General features: G+C 68.7%; 18 protein-coding genes. 1 reads left to right on the top strand and 17 read right to left on the bottom strand.

Going from position 1 to position 21,603, the window contains the following annotated elements; translation table 11 throughout:
- Nucleotides 1-11: 11 nt before the first annotated feature.
- The 17 genes from fdxA to BM355_RS01600 form a co-directional block, all read right to left on the bottom strand.
- On the bottom strand, nt 12-338 hold the full coding sequence (gene fdxA / locus BM355_RS01680; RefSeq protein WP_091693298.1) for a ferredoxin: 327 nt from the start codon (nt 336-338) through the stop codon (nt 12-14).
- Nucleotides 339-391: 53 nt separating this feature from the next.
- Complete coding sequence (locus BM355_RS01675; protein ID WP_091693296.1) at nt 392-889, bottom strand: hypothetical protein; 498 nt, start codon at nt 887-889, stop codon at nt 392-394.
- Nucleotides 870-2,777, bottom strand: coding sequence for a translational GTPase TypA (gene typA / locus BM355_RS01670; RefSeq protein ID WP_091693293.1), 1,908 nt, complete (start codon nt 2,775-2,777; stop codon nt 870-872). The genes BM355_RS01675 and typA overlap by 20 nt, the downstream gene beginning before the upstream one ends.
- A gap of 181 nt (nt 2,778-2,958) precedes the next feature.
- A complete protein-coding gene (locus BM355_RS01665) occupies nt 2,959-4,791 on the bottom strand; it encodes an ABC transporter ATP-binding protein (RefSeq protein WP_091693290.1) in 1,833 nt (610 codons plus the stop codon).
- A gap of 25 nt (nt 4,792-4,816) precedes the next feature.
- Nucleotides 4,817-5,938: an ABC transporter permease gene (locus tag BM355_RS01660; RefSeq protein ID WP_091693923.1), complete on the bottom strand. Its 1,122-nt coding sequence runs from the start codon at nt 5,936-5,938 to the stop codon at nt 4,817-4,819.
- A gap of 227 nt (nt 5,939-6,165) precedes the next feature.
- On the bottom strand, nt 6,166-7,683 hold the full coding sequence (locus tag BM355_RS01655) for an ABC transporter permease (protein ID WP_091693287.1): 1,518 nt from the start codon (nt 7,681-7,683) through the stop codon (nt 6,166-6,168).
- Between the two features lie 230 nt (nt 7,684-7,913).
- Complete coding sequence (locus BM355_RS01650) at nt 7,914-9,794, bottom strand: ABC transporter family substrate-binding protein (protein ID WP_091693284.1); 1,881 nt, start codon at nt 9,792-9,794, stop codon at nt 7,914-7,916.
- A gap of 409 nt (nt 9,795-10,203) precedes the next feature.
- Nucleotides 10,204-11,121 (bottom strand): hypothetical protein, encoded by a 918-nt coding sequence (locus tag BM355_RS01645; RefSeq protein WP_245760520.1) that lies wholly within the window; start codon nt 11,119-11,121, stop codon nt 10,204-10,206.
- A complete protein-coding gene (locus BM355_RS01640) occupies nt 11,118-11,717 on the bottom strand; it encodes a hypothetical protein (protein ID WP_091693281.1) in 600 nt (199 codons plus the stop codon). The genes BM355_RS01645 and BM355_RS01640 overlap by 4 nt, the downstream gene beginning before the upstream one ends.
- Before the next feature lie 101 nt (nt 11,718-11,818).
- Nucleotides 11,819-13,309, bottom strand: a complete 1,491-nt coding sequence (locus tag BM355_RS01635) for a phytoene desaturase family protein (protein WP_091693917.1) — start codon at nt 13,307-13,309, stop codon at nt 11,819-11,821.
- A 125-nt stretch (nt 13,310-13,434) separates the two neighbouring features.
- The gene (locus BM355_RS01630; RefSeq protein WP_091693914.1) at nt 13,435-13,770 is read right to left on the bottom strand and encodes a cation:proton antiporter; all 336 of its coding nucleotides are present in this window, start codon (nt 13,768-13,770) and stop codon (nt 13,435-13,437) included.
- Nucleotides 13,771-13,775: 5 nt separating this feature from the next.
- Nucleotides 13,776-14,054 (bottom strand): monovalent cation/H+ antiporter complex subunit F, encoded by a 279-nt coding sequence (locus BM355_RS01625; protein ID WP_091693278.1) that lies wholly within the window; start codon nt 14,052-14,054, stop codon nt 13,776-13,778.
- Nucleotides 14,051-14,467, bottom strand: coding sequence for a Na+/H+ antiporter subunit E (locus tag BM355_RS01620; protein ID WP_091693275.1), 417 nt, complete (start codon nt 14,465-14,467; stop codon nt 14,051-14,053). The genes BM355_RS01625 and BM355_RS01620 overlap by 4 nt, the downstream gene beginning before the upstream one ends.
- A complete protein-coding gene (locus tag BM355_RS01615) occupies nt 14,464-16,077 on the bottom strand; it encodes a proton-conducting transporter transmembrane domain-containing protein (protein WP_091693272.1) in 1,614 nt (537 codons plus the stop codon). The genes BM355_RS01620 and BM355_RS01615 overlap by 4 nt, the downstream gene beginning before the upstream one ends.
- Complete coding sequence (locus tag BM355_RS01610; protein ID WP_091693912.1) at nt 16,074-16,406, bottom strand: sodium:proton antiporter; 333 nt, start codon at nt 16,404-16,406, stop codon at nt 16,074-16,076. Before BM355_RS01610 ends, BM355_RS01615 begins: the two co-directional genes overlap by 4 nt.
- Nucleotides 16,406-19,453 carry a DUF4040 family protein gene (locus BM355_RS01605; RefSeq protein WP_091693268.1) on the bottom strand — a complete coding sequence of 1,016 codons (3,048 nt, stop codon included), beginning with the start codon at nt 19,451-19,453 and terminating at the stop codon, nt 16,406-16,408. The genes BM355_RS01610 and BM355_RS01605 overlap by 1 nt, the downstream gene beginning before the upstream one ends.
- Nucleotides 19,454-19,583: 130 nt before the next feature.
- The gene (locus BM355_RS01600) at nt 19,584-20,693 is read right to left on the bottom strand and encodes a serine hydrolase domain-containing protein (RefSeq protein WP_091693266.1); all 1,110 of its coding nucleotides are present in this window, start codon (nt 20,691-20,693) and stop codon (nt 19,584-19,586) included.
- Nucleotides 20,694-20,772: 79 nt separating this feature from the next.
- Between BM355_RS01600 and zupT the strand changes: the two genes are divergently transcribed.
- The gene (gene zupT / locus BM355_RS01595) at nt 20,773-21,576 is read left to right on the top strand and encodes a zinc transporter ZupT (protein ID WP_091693910.1); all 804 of its coding nucleotides are present in this window, start codon (nt 20,773-20,775) and stop codon (nt 21,574-21,576) included.
- Nucleotides 21,577-21,603: the final 27 nt, after the last annotated feature.

The raw sequence follows: 21,603 nt of genomic DNA, 5'->3' as shown, positions 1-21,603 counted from the left end.
CGGAGCGGGGATCAGAGGTCGTGCTGCTGCGGGGGCAGCGCGGCGATGATCTCGTGGTCCTTGGGGATCAGACCCATCTTGGCGGCGCCGCCGGGCGAGCCGAGGTCGTCGAAGAACTCGACGTTGGCCTTGTAGTAGTCGGCCCACTCCTCCGGGACGTCGTCCTCGTAGTAGATGGCCTCCACAGGGCAGACCGGCTCGCAGGCGCCGCAGTCCACGCACTCATCCGGGTGGATGTAGAGGGAGCGCTCCCCCTCGTAGATGCAGTCCACCGGGCATTCCTCGATGCAGGCCTTGTCCTTCAGGTCCACACACGGCAGGGCGATGACGTAGGTCATGTGGGGTGAACCGCCTTTCTGCGGTCGTCACGGGAGCGGGTCTGCCCACCAGCTTAGACCGTGTGCGTCCCTGCGCCTCGGACCGGGTGGCCCACGCCACGCAGCAGCCGCTGGGACACCAGCATCAAGGCCACGCCGACCGCCGGCACTCCCCACTGCCACAGAGCGCCGGCCACCGCCGGACCGGGGAGCATCTGGAGGGTGTACTGGTCCAGTCCCACGGAGAAGGAGTCCGAGCCGGGCCAGTAGCGCATCAGCAGCACAGTGGTGAAGGCGGCCACAGCCACGATCCCCCCGACCCACAGCTCCCGCGTGGACAGGGCGGCCCACAGCTGGACGGCCGCCACCAGGATCAGGGCGAGCAGCGCACCCCAGGGCAGCAGGATCCCCCCGAGCCAGCTCAGCTGCAGGTGCAGGACAGTGCCGAACAGCCCGGCAAGGATCCCGAGGACGACCGCCAACGCGGCCGCTGACCAGCGGGACCGCGGATGGGTCCCGCTGGTCGGTGCAGCGGTCTCAGACAGCGTCTGCTCAGGCGCGGGCGCGGGCACGGGCTGCCTTGAGCCGCTCGTTGGCGTCCAGCACGACCTTGCGGATGCGGATGGACTCCGGGGTGATCTCCACGCACTCGTCCTCGCGGGCGAACTCCAGAGACTCCTCCAGGGTCAGCGTGCGCGGCGGAGTCAAGCCCTCGAACGAATCCGAGGAGGCCGCACGCATGTTGGTGAGCTTCTTCTCCTTGGTGATGTTCACATCCATGTCGTCCGCACGCGAGTTCTCGCCGACGATCATGCCCTCGTACACCTCGGAGCCGGGCTGGATGAAGAAGCTGCCGCGTTCCTGCAGGTTGATCATGGCGAACGGCGTGGCGGTGCCGGCCCGGTCGGCCACCAGAGATCCGTTGTTGCGGTACTCGATGGGTCCGGCCCAGGGCTCGTAACCATTGGCGATCGAGGAGGCGATGCCGGCACCGCGGGTGTCGGTCAGGAACTGGGTGCGGAAGCCGATCAGGCCGCGTGCGGGGACGTTGAAGTCCATGCGGATCCACCCGGTGCCGTGGTTGGACATCTCCAGCATGCGGCCCTTGCGAGCGGCCATCAGCTGGGTGATCGCCCCCATGTACTCCTCGGGGGTGTCGATGGTCATGCGCTCCATGGGCTCATGGATCTTGCCGTCGATGGTCCGGGTGACCACCTGGGGCTTGCCCACGGTCAGCTCGAAGCCCTCGCGGCGCATCTGCTCCACCAGGATGGCCAGCGCCAGCTCGCCACGGCCCTGGACCTCCCAGGCGTCGGGACGTTCGGTGGGCAGCACCTTCAGGGACACGTTGCCGATCAGCTCGGCATCCAGACGGTCCTTGACCTGACGTGCGGTGACCTTGGCGCCCTTGACGCGGCCGGCCAGCGGGGAGGTGTTGATGCCGATGGTCATCGAGATCGCCGGGTCGTCCACGGTGATCAGCGGCAGCGGCTTGGGGTTGTCCACATCGGTGAGGGTCTCACCGATCATGATGTCCTCGATGCCGGCCACGGCCACGATCTCGCCCGGACCGGCCTGCTCGATCGGCTCGCGGGTCAGGCCCTTGGTGCCCAGCAGCTCGGTGATCTTCACGGTCTTCAGGGCGCCGTCCTGGCGGGCCCAGGCCACCTGCTGCCCCTTCTTCAGGGTGCCGTTGAAGATGCGCAGCAGCGCCAGGCGGCCCAGGAACGGGGAGGCGTCCAGGTTGGTGACGTGTGCCTGCAGGACCTCGCCCTCGGTGTAGGACGGGGCCGGGATGTGCTCCATGATGGTGGCGAACAGCGGCTCCAGGTCCTCGTTGTCCGGCAGGGAGCCGTCGGCGGGCTGCTCCATGGAGGCACGGCCGGCCTTGCCGGAGGCGTACACCACGGGCAGGTTCAGCACGGAGTCCAGGTCCAGATCCTCGACCTCATCGGCCAGGTCGGAGGCCAGACCCAGCAGCAGGTCCATAGAGTCCGAGACCACGCCGTCGATCCGGGCGTCCGGACGGTCGGTCTTGTTGACCACCAGGATCACCGGCAGCTTGGCGGCCAGCGCCTTGCGCAGCACGAAGCGGGTCTGGGGCAGCGGGCCCTCGGAGGCGTCCACCAGCAGGACCACACCGTCCACCATGGACAGGCCGCGTTCGACCTCGCCGCCGAAGTCGGCGTGTCCGGGGGTGTCGATCACATTGAAGGTGACGGTCTCACCGTTCGCGGAGGGACCGGAGTAGAACACGGTGGTGTTCTTGGCCAGGATGGTGATGCCCTTCTCCCGTTCCAGGTCCCCGGAGTCCATCACGCGTTCGGCGACGTCGCCGTGGGTGTTGAAGGCACCGGTCTGGCGCAGCATGGCGTCGACCATGGTGGTCTTGCCATGGTCCACGTGGGCCACGATGGCCACGTTGCGCAGATCGGAGCGCTGGATACGGGAATCTGTCATGCGGGGAGAACCTTAATCTTAGGGAGGTTTCGGGCACGGTGGCCCCGAACGATTGTACGGGCACAGTCCACCTCGCCAATACCACCTCCCCCACGACGACGGAACGGCCGCCTTCCGCAGGTGGCGGAAGGCGGCCGTGTGGTCGCGCTGGAGACGAACTCCCTCAGCGTGCTCGGCGGTCTCAGTAGACCTTTTCGCCGAGGGACTCCAGCAGGGCCTTGCGCTCCATGCGGCGCTGATACTGCTCGTCCGGGTCCGGGATCGGCGCGGCGGCCAGCAGGCGCTTGGTGTAGTCCTGCTGGGGGTGGTGCAGGACCGTGTCCGTGCGCCCCTTCTCCACTTCACGGCCGTCCTTGAGCACCAGCACCTTGTGGGCCAGCATGTCCACCACGGCCAGGTCATGGGAGACGAACAGGCAGGCGAACTCGTAGCGGGACTGCAGTTCGGCGAACATGTCCAGCACTGCCGCCTGCACGGAGACGTCCAGGGCGGAGGTGGGCTCATCGGCGATCAGCACCGAGGGGTCCAGGGTCAGGGCGCGCGCGATCGAGATGCGCTGGCGCTGACCACCGGAGAGCTCGTGCGGGAAGCGGTTGACCACCGAGCGCGGCAGTTTGACCGCGTCCAGCAGTTCGTAGGCCCGCTCCAGCCGACTCTTGCGGTCTCCCACCTTGTGGATGATCATCGGCTCGGTGATGACATCGCCGATCGGGAATCTCGGATCCAGTGAAGCCGCCGGGTCCTGGAAGACCACGCCGATGTTCTTGCGCAGGCTGCGCTGCTCCGCCGACGCCATGGTGGCCAGGTCATGGCCCTGGATCTTCAGCGAGCCGGCCGCCACGGGCAGCAGTCCCAGCACAGCCTTGGCGATCGTGGACTTGCCGGATCCGGACTCACCGACCAGCCCCATGATCTCTCCGGGGGCCACGGTGAAGTCGACGTCGTGCACCACACGGTTCTTCTTGCCGCGGTGGTCGTACTCGATGCACAGGCCCTGGGCCTCCACGGCGTACTTCACCGTGGACTGAGTGGTGGTCACCGGCTCCGGCTCGGCAACCTCCAGGGTGGCGCCCAGGCGGGGCACCGAGGCCAGCAGGCGCTGGGTGTAGGGGTGCTGAGGGTTCTGCATCACCTGGTGGACCGGTCCGGACTCGACCATCTCACCGCGCAGCATCACGCAGACGCGGTCGGCCATGTCTGCCACCACGCCCATGTTGTGGGTGATCAGCAGGATGCCGGTGTTGAGCTTGTCCTTCAGCTCGCGCAGCAGCTCCAGGATCTCGGCCTGGACGGTCACGTCCAGCGCCGTGGTGGGCTCGTCGGCGATGATCACCTCGGGCGAGCAGCTGATGGCCATGGCGATCACGATGCGCTGACGCTGGCCGCCGGAGAACTGGTGCGGGTACTGCTTCAGCCGGTTCTTGGCGTCCTGGATGCCCACCATGGTGAGCAGCTCGATGGCGCGCTGGTCTGCCTCGGTGCCGTAGGCGATGCCGTGCAGGTTCAGCGCCTCCGTGAGCTGGTCTCCCACCGTGAGCACCGGGTTCAGCGCGGTCATCGGCTCCTGGAACACCATGGCCGCGTGCCGGCCACGGATCTTGCGCAGGCCGTTCGCGTCCAGGGCCGTCACGTTGCGGTCGCCCAGCATCACCGTTCCGGTGATGTTGGCGTTGCCCGGCAACAGGCCCATGGCGGTGGACGATGTGACGGACTTGCCCGAGCCGGACTCGCCGACCAGGGCCACCACCTCACCGGGCTTGATGTCGAAGGTGACGCCCTTGACGGCCTCCACATCACCGAACTCGGTGTCGAAGGTCACCGCCACGTTGTCGAAGGACAGGATCGGCGCCCCGCCACGGTCCGGGTGGCGCTTGACCACGCCGAAGGATCCGGTGGAGGGATTCGACGTCGTCTCTGCCGAGGCCGCGTCCTGAGATCCTGCGGCATGGGAGCCCGCCGAGGTCGCCGGGGTGGTGGCGTCATCGGCCTTGTTCTTGCGTCCGAAAAGGTTCATGGTTGTCTCTCCTCGCCGGTGCTCGTCAAGAACCGGGGTGTGCGATGGTGGTGCTGCCGTTGTTCGGCTGCCCAGTGCCAGCCCCGGTGGCGCCGCCCGCAGGAGCGCCAGCGTTCGAGGCCGACGCCTTCAGCGACCGGTCACGGCCAGCGAAGCCGAGGAAGGACCGGCGCTTGCGCCGCGACCCCTGACGCGGATCGAAGGCGTCGCGCAGCCCGTCACCGAGGAAGTTGATGGACAGGGCGATGCCCAGGATCATCAGGCCGGGCCACCAGAACAGCCAGGGCCGGGTGGAGCCGGCGTTCTGGTACTGGCTGATCAGCAGCCCCAGCGAGGAGTCCGGAGCCTTGACACCGAAGCCCAGGTAGGACAGCGAGGTCTCGAGCAGGATGGCTGCGGCGATCGCGAAGGTCGCGTTCACCACGATCACGCCGATCGTGTTGGGCAGCAGGTGCTTGAGGATCACTCGTCCGGGCTTGGCACCCATGGCGATGGCTGCGGCCACGAACTCCTTCTCGCGCAGTGAGAGCACCTCACCACGGACCAGACGAGCCAGGGAGGTCCAGGTGACCAGCCCCAGCACCAGGGCCAGCGGCAGGATGCCGCCGCCCAGCCCACTGGACATCTGTCCGAGCACAGCGGCCAGCACCAGCAGCGGGACCACGATGATCAGGTCCGTCATCCGCATCAGGATGGCATCCACCCAGCCGCGGAAGTAACCGGAGACGGCGCCGATGAGCGCACCCAGGGCGGTGGAGACCATGCCCACCACCAGCGCGATGATCAGCGACTGCTGGGTTCCGCGCATCACCAGGGCGAAGTAGTCCTTGCCGGTGGAGTCCTGACCGAAGGGGTGCTCACCCCAGGTGATCCCGGATCCGCCGAGCCACTGCGGCACCACGGACAGGGTCGGATTGCCGCCGTTGATGACGGTGCCGGCACGCGTGTAGTCCTTGTCCCACCATCCGGGGATGCCCGCGAAGCCGATGGAGGTGAAGGCCAGCAGGAACACGAGGATCAGGAAGACCATCGCGATCATCGCGGCCTTGTGATTGCGGAAGCGGCGCCGCACCAGCTGGCCCTGGCTGTAGGACTTGCCGGTCTTCTGACGCAGCTTGGCGTCCTCGACCTCAGCCAGATCAGCCATGTCGACGGCCTGCTGGGAGCTGGATGGTCCGGTCCCGCCGAGGGGAGCCGGGGCATCGGGATTGCCGAGGCCGCCGATCGATTCGTCCAGCGGCGTGTGGTCCATGCCGCTGTGACGATCGGGGTCGCCACCCATCGGCTGGTCAGCCGGGTGACGTGAGGGAGTGTTGTTGTCCATGTCGCTGTTCTCTGCGCCGGGTCGGTTGGTGTTCTCGTTGCTCATGGACATCACACTCGGATCCGGGGGTCGAGGACGGCGTACAGGATGTCGGCGAGCAGGTTGAACAGCACGGCTGCGGTGCCGGTCACCAGGAAGAACGCCATCACGGGTGCAGGGTCCACCTGGTCCAGGCCGGTGGCGAACAGCTCACCCATGCCCTTCCAGCCGAACACGCGCTCGGTGATCACCGCGCCGCCGATCAGCCCTGCGAAGTCGAAGGCCATGATCGTGGTGATCGGGATCAGGGAGTTGCGGAAGGCGTGCTTGAGGATGACCTGGCGCTCCCCCAGGCCCTTGGCCCGAGCGGTGCGGATGTAGTCCTGCTGATTGACCTCGAGCATGGAGGCGCGGGTGTACCGCGAGTAGCTGGCCAGCGAGATCAGCGTCAGCAGGATGGTCGGCAGCAGCAGCTGTGCGCCCTTGTCCAGGAAGTCCTCCCAGAAGGTGCCCACGAAGTTCGGCGTCTGCGAACCGATGGTGGAGATCGGACGGTTCTTGAGCTCCAGGAATCCGGGCCAGCTGCGGAAGAGCTGCTCCACCACCATCAGTGCGCCCATGACCAGGGCGGTGATGACTGAGACCCAGGAGGCTGCTCCCTTGGAGAAGCCGCCCACTGCGTGTCCGATGCCGATGGCCACCGCGATGGAGAGCACGAACAGGCCGGCCAGGATCCACCAGGTCGGCTCCCACAGGATGCCGTAGGTGGCGTAGTAGGCGATCACCCCGACCGCGACGGTGATCAGGCCCGCGTAGAGCACGCGGCGGTTGCGCAGACCAGCGCCCAGGGCGGTGGCGCCCACTGCGGTGGCGGCCCCGACCAGGGCGATGGCGATGGGGCCCAGCTGCGGGTAGCGGGCGAAGTTCAGCCAGTCCAGGTACGGCATGACCACGCAGACGAACGCGACGCTGGCTGCGAAGGTGAGCAGCCGCCGCTTCCAGGTGCCGCCGAGGACAGCCTGAAGGGTGATGCCCAGCACCAGGGCGACAGCGATGATGGCCGACCAGGAGAACGAGGGATCGGCGATCCAGTTGTTGTAGCCGATGGCCATGTACTCCTTCAGGAGCACAGCGGCCCAGAAGACCGGCAGGGAGAAGAAGAGGAAGGTGAAGAAGGTGACCACGTAGTCCATGCCGGAGTACTGCCGGATGGCGGTCAGGATGCCGATGGCCACACCCACCACGATGGCGATCAGGGTGGCCAGGACCACCAGGCGCAGCGTGGAGGAGGCCGCCAGGGCGAGCAGATCGACCACCTGCTGGCCGGATCGATTGGTGCCGAGATCACAGTCTCCGACGAAGCAGCCGCCGACTCCCTTGAGCCAGGTCCAGTAGCGCTCGAACCAGGGCATGTCCAGGTTCATGTTCTCGGCCCGCTGCTGCATGAGGTATTCGCGATTGTCCGCATTGGATTCGCGCAGGTCCTTCAGCGGGTCGCCGGAGTTGATGACGAGGACGTAGAGCAGCACTGAGGCGCCGAAGAGCACCAGGAGGGAGCTGCCGAGTCGTCGAAGAATAAATTTCAGCACAACGAGAAGTGCCTTCCGTACCAGGGATGTGAGGTCAGGGACTGTGGGGCCCGCCCGGTGGAGCGAGACCACCTGGGCGATGACGCCGGTGGGCGCGGTCGCCGATTCGTCGCCGGAGCGGGAGGTGATGCGGTGGGATCAGTCTGACAGACGAGTGAGGCCCGGCCACCATGGCGACCGGGCCCCACTCTGAGCTGAGTCAGGTGTCAGCGGTTCGACTGATCAGCAGATCACTCGGCGGTGTCCTCTGCGAAGACCCACTGCTCCACGTTCCACAGCGCGCCGCTCTGGGTGGCGGTGTCGCGCACGTTGGCCAGGTCGGCGTCGTGGGCCACCACACCCGGGTGGGCGTACAGCGGGATGCCGAACAGGTCATCCCAGAGGATCTTCTCGATCTTCTTCACCTGCTCGGCGTGGACGGCCGGGTCCACGGAGCTGGCCAGGGTGGTCCACTCCTTGTCGAGCTCCTCGTTGGAGTACTCGCCGTAGTTCTGCTGACCGACCGGCAGCGAGGAGTAGATGTTGCGGCCGGAGGCGATCTGACCGGAACCGGCCCAGGCGAACAGTGCGACATCGTAGTCACCCTGCACCACGGTCTCGGTGAAGAACGCCTCGTTGCCCGCGTCCTCGATGGTGAAGCCGGCCTGGTCACAGGAGGACTTGATCAGCGAGACGGTCTCGGCACGACGCGGGTTCGGCGCGTTGTAGCCGATGCGGACGGTCGGGTTGGAGACGCCGGAAGCCTCAACCAGCTTCTTGGCCTCCTCGATGTTCACCTCGTCGTACTCACCGCCATAGGCGGCATCCACGACCTCCTGGTAGTTCTCCTGGAACGGGAACACCTCGCGAGCGTTCATGACCACAGCCTCGGGGTCCAGCGGCTTGATCAGGTTGTCCACGATGTCCTGACGCGGGACGCACATGGCGAAGGCCTGGCGCAGCTCCAGCGAGTCGCCGAACGGCGAGCTGTCACGGAAGTTGAAGTCCAGGTGCTCCCAGGTCAGGCCGGAGCCCTTCTGGATGATGATCTTGTCGCCCAGAGCCTCGAGCTGCTTCAGGGTGTCCACGGTGGCCTGGGGCTCGATGACGTTCAGGTCGCCGTTGTCCAGAGCCTGCACGTGGGTGCTGGCCTCAGCGAAGCGGATGACCAGGTCCTGGGTGGCCGGAGGGGTGCCCCACCACTTCTCGTTGGCGGTGAGGGTGATCGACTGACCGGGCTCCCAGCTCTTGAACACGTAGGGGCCCATGGACGGGGCGATCTCCTCGGAGGGGACCTCGCCCGGGGAGGCGTTCCAGCCCGTGTTGAAGAACTCGGCGACCGGGGCCAGCGCCTCGGCGTCCTCGGCCTTGACGGCCTCGACGAGCTCCTCCAGGGACATGTCGGCCTGCTTGGCCATGACGTGCGCCGGCAGTGCGGCGTCCATCATGATCTCCCAGTCGGCGTAGGACTCCTTGTAGGTGATGGTGAACTCCTTGCCGGCGGGGTCGCCCTCAGGAGCCTCCTCCACGTACTCGCCGAAGGAGTGGCTGATCGCCTGGAAGATCGGGGCCTCGTCCTCGCCAGAGCCGGAGGTGATCCGCGGGTTGGACCAGCCCCACTTGACGATGAAGTCAGCAGCGGTCACCGGGGTGCCGTCAGACCAGACAGCATCCTCGTGGATGGTGTACTTGACCTGCAGCGGCTCGTCCGAGATCTTCTCGTAGGAGCCCATGTCCTCGTTCGGGTGGATGGTGCCATCGGTGCCGAAGTAGGTGAAGCCCAGCAGCATGCGGTCCACCACAGCAGAGTTGTAGGTGGAGTAGGAAGCCGGGGTCATACCGTTGTAGGAGGAGAACTCATCCTCGCCGACGGAGTAGGCGACGCTGCCTTCCTTGGGCTGGATGTCACCGAGGTCGGCCAGCGCGGTCTCGTCCTCCGGCTCGACGGTCAGCAGGTTGCCGGCGTCACCCTTGGGGAGGTCTGCCGCACCGCCTCCGGCGGACTGGCTGCTGCCGCCTCCGCCGTTGCCGTTGTCATTGTTGTCGCCGGGACCCGCGGGGGCGCAGGCGGACAGGACCAGTGCCGAGCCGGCGACGAGCGCGGCAGCGGCAGAAAGCTTTGTGAACTTCATCAAAGCGCTCCATTCAATACAGGGTGCGAGGGTTCGGAGTGCTCCAGACCCATTCAGGGGCTGTGGGGCCTTCACGAGGTGACCGACATGGGCCGACCGCCTCATCAACGTGAGGAGCACCACAAGGTGAGTTGAGAATAGTCGTCCCACATGCGAAAGCAACATTGAATATGCGCCGGGCGTGTCAATCGTTACCATCCCGTAACGTGCCGGATCCGCGACGTCACGGCCGTGTTTCCGCGAGATGTCGGGCCCCTGGGTCCCCGTGACGGCCGTCACCACGGGGCGGCCGTCGGCTCGGCCGTCGGAAAACTCTCATCGAACGACGACGCCGACCGGGCGTGTCCACCACACCCGATGGGCGTCTGCCTCCTCACCGGTCCGTGACCTCAGGACCGCTCCGGGCCGATCACCGCGGCAACTGCCCGCCCAGCGGGAAGTAGGGCAGGTAGGACAGGCCCGAGACGTTGTACTTGAAGCGGATCCCCATCACGATCCGGATGCCCACGTGCATCCCCCACGCTCCGACCGCGAAGAGCTGTCCCAGACGCCGGTGGAGCAGTGACAACGGGGCTCCCAGCTCCACGACCAGAGCGGTGACGGCCAACGCCGTGAACAGCTCCTTCTGCTGGTACAACACCGTCCCGGCCTCCGGTTTGGCCGAGCCGAACAGGTCCTTCCGCAGTCCGTCGATGGCGATCTGGCCACGCAGGACATCACCCTTCGCCCACCGCAGACCCAAGGGGCCCCGCACCTTGGCGACGCCGGAGATGAAGTAGACGGCCGTCGTCGCGATGTTCATGGCGGTGGGGATGCCGCCATACGCGCGATCGAAGCGCTCCGGCGCCAGCGTGCGATCGCGCAGGAGGGAGTCCACGCTCAGCGCGTCCGCCGAGCGCGTGGTGCCCAGGACCATCTGGTGCAGCACGAGCATGTTGTCGTTGTGCAGGAGCATGGTCCAGGAGTTGCGGTAGCTGATGGTCCACAGCTGCAGTGCGGCGTTCAGCGGCCCGGTGACGCGGTGCCCGATGCCCAGCGTGGCGGCGGCGTTGACCACCTGGGCGGCATCGAACAGGCGGTCGGCCACCACCGGAGGCAGGGGCCGCTTCAGCACCTTGACCACACCGACCGGGGTGAACTGCGAGGCGTCCTGGCGGTGCAGCTTCTGGAACATGCCGCGGCGGCGGAGGTGGTGCACCGCGGAGAAGGCACCGGTGGCCAGGCGCAGCACGGCGGGCCGAAGGGGCTGGGCGGCCGGACGGAACAGGTCCAGGGCGCGGTGCATCCAGCGTCCCTCGGCGGCAGGCAGGTCCAGGGGGCGGTTCATGACAGCTCCTCGATCGGTGCGGTGCGTGCGGAGACGGGGCCAGTGGGCTGGACGGCTTCGGCGGTGCCCCCCACGGTGCACCGGGCATGCACGGTCTCGGTCTGCGGTTCAGTGGTGCCGGCGTAGTAGGTGTCGAAGTGGAATCGAGAGCGGACCACCTCCACACGGACGATCGCCGCCGCCTTGCGGCGACGCACGGCACCCGGGCCGCTCCCCCGGGCGGACCGGTCACGCTGGGCAGGCAGGGCATCGGCGTAGCGCTGGGCGACCTCCACCGCTCGGCCCTTCCGCACCATTCGGGCGATCTGCTTGCGGACCTGGTTCAGTCCCCCGGCGCCGAAGTGCTGGTGGTGCGGGAGCACACGCTCACCCCCTGCGGTGTACCCGACGACATGCGGCACCCAGGCACGGTCCTTCCGGTCCTCGGAGAACATGGGATAGGTGGACAGGGGGAAGGAGTCCCGGGTGTTCTTGGCGTTGCGGTCCGCACTCCAGTAGTGGCGCAGCGGGGCCAGCAGGACGGCGGCGAAGGCCACACCTCCGGCCAGGGCGAGGGCATCCCGACCGGTGGGCGGTGGGCTCGGGGTCTGCTTCACGATGGTCCTCTCATCAGGTGTGGGTGCGATGCGATGCGGTGCAGTGCACAGCGGGCGGTGCGACCGGTGATGGCCGCGCGAGGTGAGGTGCCCGAGTGTGGTCACCGGCCGTCGTCGTGCAGGTCCTGGATGGCCGCGCGGGCGGCCCAGTAGCCGGCCATGCCGTGCACTCCCCCGCCGGGCGGAGTGGAGGAGGAGCACAGGTAGAGCCCGGGCGTGCCGGTGCGGTGCGGGGAGAAGGTCAGCCCGGGCCGCAGCACCTGCTGCAGGCCGCCCATCGAACCGCCGGCGACATCGCCCCCGATCAGGTTCGGGTTCCATGCCTCCAGGATCGAGGGGGTGCTGGCCACCCGGCGCAGGATGCGGTCCCGGAATCCCGGCGCGAACCGTTCGATCTGGGCCTCGATCAGCCCGTCCACCGGGGTGTCACAGCCGGCCGGCACGTGGGCGTAGGTCCAGACCACGGTGGAGTCGGCTACCACGCCCCGGGCACGAGTGGGATCGGCGGCCTGCTGTTGGCAGACCATCACGAACGGCCTGTCCGGCAGCCGTCCGGCGCGGGCCTCGGCCTCAGCGTGCTGGAGCTCGGCCACGGTGCCGGCCACATGCACGGTCCCCGCCCCGGCCACCCGCGGGTCCGTCCACGGGATGGGTCCGTCCAGCAGATAGTCCACTTTGGACGAACCGGTGCCGTACCGCCAGTTCCGCATCCGCCGGGCGAAACCCGGCGCCAGGTCCACGCCCTCCAGGGCAAGCACCTGGCGCGGTGTCAGATCCAGCAGCACGGCGTCCGCCGGGGGCAGCTGGGCGAGGTCGGTGATCTCCTGGCCCACGTGGATCCGCCCACCGTGGGCGGTGATGATCGAGGCCAGCGCGGCCGGAATGGACCCCGTGCCGCCGGCAGCCACGGGCCAGCCGTGCGTCATGCCGATGGCACCGAACACGGTCCCGAACGCCGAGGTCAGCGGGCTGCCGGGCGGGACCACAGCGTGGACGGCGGATCCGGCGAACAGGGCCCGCGCCGGCTCGTCCCGGAACAGGACCCGGCCCAGAGCGCTGGCCGGCCAGGGGGCCCGTAGTCCGAACCGGACCATGTCCGTCAGGTGCGGCGGCACCCGCAGCAACGGCCCCAGGATGTTCTCCACATGCCGGTCCAGGTGCTCCACGATCGGGCGGTGCAGGGCGGTCCAGGCGTGTCCGTCCCCGTGCAGCTCCCGGGCGGTCTGCTCCAGGGACCGGTGCAGGACAGCTGCCGGGCGGCCCTCCAGCGGGTGGGCCATGGGCAGCTCCGGGTGCAGCCACTCCAGTCCGTGTTCGGTCAGCTCGAGTTCGCGGAAGGCCGGGCTCACCACGCCGAACGGATGTCCGGCGGCGCCCAGGTCCACGGTGGTGCCCGGGCCCAGCAGGTCGGAGGACGCCGCGGCCCCGCCGATCATGGCGTTGCGCTCGAAGACCTCCACGTCCCAGCCGCGCCGGGCCAGCAGGGCGGCGGCAGTGAGGCCGTTGGGGCCTGATCCCACGACGACGGCCCGGCCGGTCCGCCCCTGAGGGCTCGGCGAGAGAGGGGCTGACTGGGTGTGCGGCGTGCTCATGCCCTCATCCTCCACGACTCGGGTCAGGGGTCCTGACCGGCTGCTGAGCACAGCCTCTCAGGTCCGGATGAGACCGGGATGAGACGGAGGTGAGGCGCAGATGAGGACCTGATGCGGCGGACCGCTCAGGCCAGGTCCTGGGGTTCTGTCCGTGGGTCCACGGCGGCGCCGGACTGGTAGATGGCGCGGGCCAGCGTGTTGGAGGCCAACGAGGAGACGATCACCAGTGCCGCGACGGACACCCCGGTGATCAGCAGGGTCCACCAGGAGAAGCCACGGGCACCGGTCAGATGGACGAACACCGCCACCGCGATCAGCGGCAGTCCCATGCCCGTGGCCGGGGAGAACACGTTCATCATCTGCAGCCCGTCCCGGGCCCGCAGCATCGCCACCGAGGAGAGCAGCACGAGCAGGGCTCCGCCGGTGGCCAGCACCACGGCCAGCACGTCAAACCAGGGCATGGAGATCACCGTTCCCCTCGGGTCAGGATGCGGCCCAGGGCCACCGTGGCCAGGATGCCCAGGAACGCGGCGAGCATGGCGGCGTCCTGCACCACGGCGGATCCGCTCTGGATGCCCACCATCATCAGGATGCCGATCGCGGCGAAGTACACCAGATCACCCACCACGGCCCGCTGGGCGGGGGTGGTGGCCGTGTAGATCCGCACCAGGCCCAACAGGATGGACACGGCCAGGATGCCGATGGGGATCCACAGCAGGGCGGCGGTCAACGGGTCCACGCTCATGCTCCACCTCCCGGCCAGGGCTCGCTGCGCAGCATGGAGAGCAGACGGTCCTCCATGGCGCGCAGACCCTCTTCGATCTCGGCCCGGTCCTGATCGAACACACAGTGCACGAACACGGTCACCGGCTCGGTGTCCGTCCCGTGGGCGGTGCCCAGGACCAGGGTGCCCGGGGTGATGGTGATGGAGGAGGCCATCCAGGTCACCTCCAGGTCGGTCACGCACCGCAGCGGGAACGCCACGATGGCCGGCTGAGCGAACTCCCCCGGACGCACGGCGTTGCGGGCCACGGTGAAGGAGCCGGAGATGATCTGCCCGGAGAGCCAGAGCAGATAGCGGATCATCCCGACCACGCTGAAGCGGGATCGACGCGGGGCAGCCGACTCCACACGTCCGGTCTGGGGGGTCGAGCTCATCGCAGCACCGCCTCCACGTAGTCAGTGGTGTCCAGCAGTCCGTGGGCGGCGTCCTGCACCACGGGCATCAGTGCGCCGGCCCCGAGGAACAGTGCCACGCTCACGGTCATCATCACCACGCCGGGGGCCAGCAGCCGCCCGGGGATCCGCACGGACTCGGTCATCTCCTTCAGCTCCCCGCGCCCGCCGGCGGGGGCCAGGTCACGGTAGGTGGTCATCGGCGCGCCGGCCATGCTCCGGCCCCACAGTCGCTGCAGGGCGATCAGGGTCACCACCGACGAGGCCAGCACGCCCACGATCAGCAACACGCCCCAGGAGCCGGACTCCGCGCTCCCGGCGGCCTCCGCACTGGCGGTCATCAGGCCCAGCTTGCCCCACAGCCCGGAGGTGGGCGGCAGACCCGCCAGGGACAGCAGGCCCAGTGCGATCAGCACGGCAGCGAGGCGTTCGCGGTGCATCAGCCCGGTCAGCCGGCCCAGAGTGCCCGTGCCATAGGTGTGCTCCACGGCGCCGGCCGTGGTCAGCAGGGAGGCCATGGTGATCACGTGGTGCACCAGGTAGAACAGGCCCGCGGCCACGGCGGCCGGACTGCCCAGCACGGCACCGATCAGGATGTGCCCCATACCGGCGGTCATCTGGAAGGCCAGCACGCCGCGCAGCCGCTTCTCCCCCAGGGAGCCGAAGGCTCCCACCAGCATGGTGACCAGCACGACGACGCCCATCACCACCGCGACCACCGCGGCAGGTGAGTCCGGGGCAGGGAACGCGCCGGCCGTCGTCGGGCCCTCCGCTGTGCCGGAGTCAGCGGGGGCGAAGAGGGTGAACCAGACGCGGAACAGGGCGTAGACGGCGACCTTGGTGTGCAGCGCTGAGAACAGGGCCATGATGCCGGCGGAGGTGGCCGGGTAGGCCCGCGGGAGCCAGCCGTGCACCGGGACCACGCCGGCCTTGATGGCCAGGGCGACCAGGACCACGGTGGCGGCCACGGCGACCTGCGGGTCCTCCGCGGCGGCACCGGCCAGCACGGCCAGGTTCACGCTGCCCGCGGCGCCGTAGACCAGGCCGACGCCCATCAGCAGGGTGATGGAGGTGACCAGGTTGATGATCACGAACATGCGTCCGATGCCCAGGCGTCGCCAGGAGCCGGTGACCGCGATCAGCGCATAGGAGGGCAGCAGCATGACCTCCACGAAGACGAAGAGGTTGAACAGGTCGCCGGTCAACAGTGCGCCGTTCACGCCGGACATCAGCATCAGGGCCAGCGCCGGGACGAAGCGGTAGCGGTCCTCCCCGGTCAGGGACAGGAACCAGGTGGCCGCGGCGGTGGCCAGACCGGTCACCGCCAGCATCAGCGCCGAGAGGCTGTCCGAGACGAACGGGATGGCGATCCCGGCCTCGTAGGAGCCGACGGCCGTGGCGATGACCGGTGTGCTCTGGTGCAGCGTCAGCAGCCAGATCGCCCCGGCCAAGGAGGCCACCGGGACGCCGATGGACAGGATGCGGTCCAGTGCCGTGGTGCGGGTCACGGCGGAGACGCCGGCCAGCAGCAGGGGGACGGCGACGAACAGGGGCAGCAGGGAGGCTGCGGTGCTCGCGAGGTCGGCGGTCATGCGTGCTCCTCCCCGGTGTCCGGTGCGCGGTCCTGATCGTCATTGCGTCCGATGGCGGCCATGCTCAGCATCAGGATGGTCGAGGCCATGGAGATGACGATCGCGGTGAGCACGAAGGCCATGGGCAGCGGGTCCGCGGCGTTCTCCGAGGTGGCCGTGTTCATCAGCGGCTCCGTGCGCCAGGCCGCCACACCGGTGGCCAGCAGCAGCAGGTTGGCCGCATGGGAGATCAGGGTCAGACCGAAGATGGAGCGGACCATGCTGCGCTGCAGCAGCAGCCACACGCCTCCAGCGGTCAGGATGCCCACGGTGATCGGCAGGACGAACATCAGGACCTCCCCCACTCAGAGGGCTGGCGCCCGGACTCGATGTACCGGGTGCCGGCACGGACGGGACGAGGGTCCTCGCCTCTGACCGTGTCCAACGGGCCGTCGACCTCACCGTGCACCGACTCGTCCACGCGCTCGCGCATGCCCTCATAGGCGGTGGGGCGGGGATGCTCCGGGTGGGCCGTGGGGTCGGCGTCTTGATCGTGCTCGCGGGGCAGCGAGGTGCCCAGCACATTGAAGGTCAGCAGCAGCAGCCCGATCACCGCCAGGTAGACGCCGAGGTCGAACACCAGGGAGCTGCTGAGATGCACGCCCAGGATGTAGCCGTGCTGGGGCTCCATGTACGTCCCGGTGAAGACCATGTTCACCAGTCCGGTGGCCACGGCGACGATCACGCCGCCGCCGATCAGGTAGATCGGGGCGCGCGGCGGGCCGATCTGACGGTCCTGCGAGGTGGACAGGTACAGCAGGCCGACGATCGCCGAACCGACCAGGGCGGCGATGAACCCGCCACCCGGCTCATTGTGACCACGCCAGAACAGCAGGGCGGAGATGACGGCCAGGATCGGCATGAGCACCTTGAGCATCAGCTGCAGCTGCGCGGCGTTGCCCCACGAGCTCAGAATGGCTCGACGGGCGGTGGCCGAACCCAGCTGCGGCACGGACTCCATGTCCGTGCGGGTCTGGGCGGTGCTTCGGGCGTTGGCCACCCGGGTGGGCTCGAGCTGGCTGGAGCGGACGGTGGAGAGCACCGCGGCGATCGCCACGCCGGTCATGCCGAGCACGGCCAGCTCGCCCAGGGTGTCCAGGGCACGGAACTCCACCAGGATCACGTTGACGATGTTGTCTCCCCCGGTGATGTCCTGTCCGTTGTCCACCAGGTACTGCCCCACCTCGGACTTGCCGCGGCGGGAGGTCAGTGCCCAGGTGGCCAGCCCCATGGCCAGACCGGCGGCCAGGGAGATGGCGATGGCGGGTGCGGCCTTGCGCACCTTCACGCGCTCGAAGGTCCGGGGGAGGCGCTGCAGCACCAGCATGATCACGATCACCGTGAGCGACTCGACCAGCAGCTGGGTCAGCGCCACATCCGGTGCGCCCAGGGAGAGGATCTGCACGGTCATCAAGATGCCCACGGCGGACAGCGCCACCGTGGCGCCCAGGCGGGATCGTGCCACGCAGACACCGATCACCGAGGCGGCGATCAGCACCAGCAGCACCACGTCGATCGGCTGGGTCAGATCCGGGGTCTGGGGTGCCAGGGCGTCGGTGGCCACCAGGGTGGAGACACCGGCCAACACGACGACGGTCAGGGACCCGACCATCATCCCCGCGTGGGGTCCGGCCGCGTCAGAGGCGGTCAGGCGGGCCACGCCCCGGCCGGCACGCTCGGCGCCGGTGGTGATGGACTCCAGGATCGAGGCACCGCTGAACGGCAGGGTGCGCTGCTCCAGGGCCGGCCACAGGCGACGGCGGGTCGCGATGGTGACCGCGCCGAGGGCGAACACCGCCAGGGTGGTCAGCAGCTCAGGGGTGATCCCGTGCCAGAGCACGAAGTGCGGGTGTGGATCCGTGGCGGGCAGCGCCGCACCGGTGGCCGTGCCGACCACGGTGTCGAACAGCGGCAGCACGAAGACGGCGGCGACCGAGACCAGGATCGGCAGACCTGCCATGCCCACCAGGACCGGGCCGGGGGCGTGCAGGTGCGTGGCGTCGTCGGGAAGGCTGGTCTTCTGGTCCTCCGGCGTGCGGCGGGCCGGGTCCAGGAAGCCGCCCACCACGATCTTGGCGCAGTAGGCGAAGGTCAGCACCGAGCCCAGGCCCGCACCGAGCAGCGGCAGGGTACCGCCCCACTGGTTCAGCGCGGTGAAGATCGACTCCTTGGAGACGAAGCCCAGCAGCGGCGGGATCCCGGCCATGGCTCCGGCACCCAGCACGGTCACGGCAAAGGTGAACGGCAGGGCGCGGGCCAGGGCGGGCATGCGGCGCAGGTCGCGCGTGCCGGTGGCGTGGTCCACCACGCCGACCATCATGAACAGCCCGGACTTGAACATCGCGTGGGCGATGGTGTGGATCAGGGCGGCGGCGATGCCAGCCTCGGTCCCGGTGCCGATCGCCGCGACGATCAGGCCCAGCTGGCTGACCGTGGAGTAGGCCATCAGCTTCTTCAGATCGGTCTGTTGCAGGGCGCGCCAGCCCCCGACCGCCGAGGTGACCAGACCCGCGGTGACCAGCAGGACCTGCCAGGCGGTGTCCCCGTGGAAGACCGGGGAGAAGCGCAGCAGCAGGAAGATGCCGGCCTTCACCACGGCGGCGGCATGCAGATAGGCCGAGACCGGGGTGGCGGCGGCCATGGCGTCCGGCAGCCAGGAGTGGAACGGGAACTGGGCGGACTTGGTCATGGCGGCCACGGCCACCAGCACTCCCACCAGGGTCAGTAGGCCCGGGTCCTGGGTCCAGACCTCGGATGCCAGAGCCTCCCGGATGGAGGTGGTGCCGGTGCGGACCGCGATCAGCGCCACCGCGGCCAACAGGGCCAGCCCGCCCACGAAGGTGATCAGCAGCGTGCGCATGGACGGGGCGAACGCGCCCTGACCGGACCGGGCGATCAGCAGGAAGCTGGCCAGCGAGGTCAGCTCCCAGCACAGGAACAGCACGATCAGATCGTCCGCGGTGACCAGTCCCACCATGGCCAGGGTGAACAGGGCCATGCCCAGATAGAAGCTCAGGTTCGGCCCCGGCTCCAGGTAGCGCGTGGAGTAGATCAGCACCACGGCCCCGATCAGCAGCGCGATCAGGGTGAAGACACTGGCGATCGGGTCCGCCGAGAAGGAGGCATGGACGGTCAGCTCGCCCAAGGTGACCCAGGGGACGGAGACGTCGGCGGCATCGGTGCCGGGGCCGGCGGACAGGGCCGGCCAGTAGAGCGCGGCGGCTCCGAGGTAGACCACGGCCAGCGGCCAGCCGGCGTTGCGTCCGAGCAGCCGGCAGAGCACCGGAGTCAGGACGAGGCCCACCGCAAGCAGGGTCAGGGTGAGAGCGGTGGACATGCGCTCCACCCTAGCAATCAGCAGGCCCCGAATCCGGTCTCGCCGTGGGTCCATGACGGGCTGATCTGGAGGGTCCAGACCGCCGGCCCTCCACGTGCCTTAAGAAAGCAGTCAGGAACTCCCGACGACGTCACTCACTCGACGCTGCCGTCTCACCGGGGATGTTCGCCGCCAGCGAACGGATCAGGTCGGAGAGCTCGACCAGCAGTCGTTTGTCCTGCGCGCTCCCACTGGCCCGGTCCGTGATCAGCCCGACGGCCAGGTCCAGGTCCGGATCCGCCCAGCCCAGGCACACATCCGAACCGTTGTGGCCGAACGTACGAGCGGTGCTGGTGACTCCGAAGGGACACCACTGGCCGGTCCCCCCGAGCTGGACCCCGGTCCCCCACCGGGTCTCCAACCGGGTCCACGCATCCCGTTCACCCTGTGAGCTGGGCTCACTGAGCGCCGCCAGCTCCGGGGCGTGCAGCAGCTGGGCGTAGAACCGGGCCAGCTCGGATGCCGTGGTGGAGATGCCCGCCGCCGGGATCACGGCTTGACGGACCGAGCGGCGGTTCACGATCCGCGCCACCACCGGACCCCCGGGCAGGGCACACAGCGAGCCGTCCACCGGCAGGCACCGGTGCAGATGCTCGTCCGGGACCCCAGGGTGGACATCCGTCAGGCCCATGGGCTCCAGCACCAGCTCACGCAGGGCCTGCTCCCACGGGCGTCCGGTGACCGACCGGACGACCTGAGCCAGGATGATCCCGAAGTCCAGGGGCTGGTAGGCGGCCACCGCGGAGAAGGAGGGGGCGTCGTCGGGAAGGTGGTTCACAGCGTGTCTGTAGCGGCGGGTGCGGCGCCGCGCCGAGGCGACCCGCCGTGCCGAGGCCGCAGGGTCCTGCATGCTCAGCACGGCACGAAAGTACGGACCGGCCGTGGGGACGCCGGTGCGGTGGCAGAGCACATCACGCACCGTGGTCGCCGCCTTGGTGCCGGCTCCACCCGTGCCGAACGCGGGCCAGTGGTGGGCGATCGGCTCGTCCAGGTCCAGCGCACCGGTGGCCGCCAGACGGTGGATCAGCAACGATGTGAAGGGCTTGCCCGCCGAGAACAGCCAGCCCAGGGCATCAGGAGTGCAGCGCACGGAGTCGTCCAGGACCGTGTGGCCTCGATGGATGACGGTCAGCTGCACGGCGGCACCGCGGCTGGCGGCCAGGTCGAGGGCAGCGGACCAGTCCGAGCGGGAGGAGCTCATGGCTCGACCCTAGACTGGTGCGCGGATCCGCGCAGGTGCTGCGCACACAGGCACCGGCAGGCAGGGGCGCAGAGCGATGATGGAGAACTTCTGGTTCGCCTTCGGCCTGACCGTCTTCGCCGGACTGGCCACCGGGATCGGCGGACTGGCCTCCGTGGTCTCCCGGCGCACCAGCGCCACCTTCCTCTCCGTCTCACTGGGCTTCTCCGCGGGCGTGATGCTCTACGTCTCCCTGGTGGAGATCCTGCCCAAGGCCGTCGAGTCGATCGGCGAGGAGGTCGGGGCCGGACCGGCGGGCTGGTGGGCCGTGGCGGCGTTCTTCGGCGGAATGCTGGTGATCGGGGTGATCGACCGGCTGGTGCCCAGCGCCATCAACCCGCACGAGCCCCATTCCGTGCTGGACCCCGAGGCCTCACTGGACCGGCGCCGGCTGATGCGCGCCGGGACCATGACCGCCGCGGCGATCGCCATCCACAACTTCCCGGAGGGCTTCGCCACGTTCATCGCCGGCCTGAAGGACCCCTCGGTGGCCATCCCGGTGGCCCTGGCCATCGCCATCCACAACATCCCCGAGGGCGTGGCCGTGGCGGTGCCCATCCGGCAGGCCACCGGATCACGCCGCAAGGCCGTGCGCTGGTCCTTCCTCTCCGGACTGGCCGAGCCGATCGGCGCCCTGGTCGGCTTCCTGCTGCTGATGCCCTTCCTGAACGGCATGACCCTGGGGGTGACGTTCGGGATGGTCGCCGGGATCATGGTGTTCATCTCGCTGGATGAGCTGCTGCCCACCGCCCACGAGTACGGCAAGCACCATCTGGCGATCTATGGGCTGGTGGCGGGCATGGCGGTCATGGCGGTCTCCCTGCTGCTGTTCGCCTCCGTCTGATCCGGGTGTCCCTGCAGGGCGTCGCCT

The sequence above is a fragment of the Micrococcus terreus genome (assembly GCF_900116905.1).
Lineage (GTDB): Bacteria > Actinomycetota > Actinomycetes > Actinomycetales > Micrococcaceae > Citricoccus > Citricoccus terreus.
This window is presented reverse-complemented; position numbering and strand designations above follow the sequence as displayed.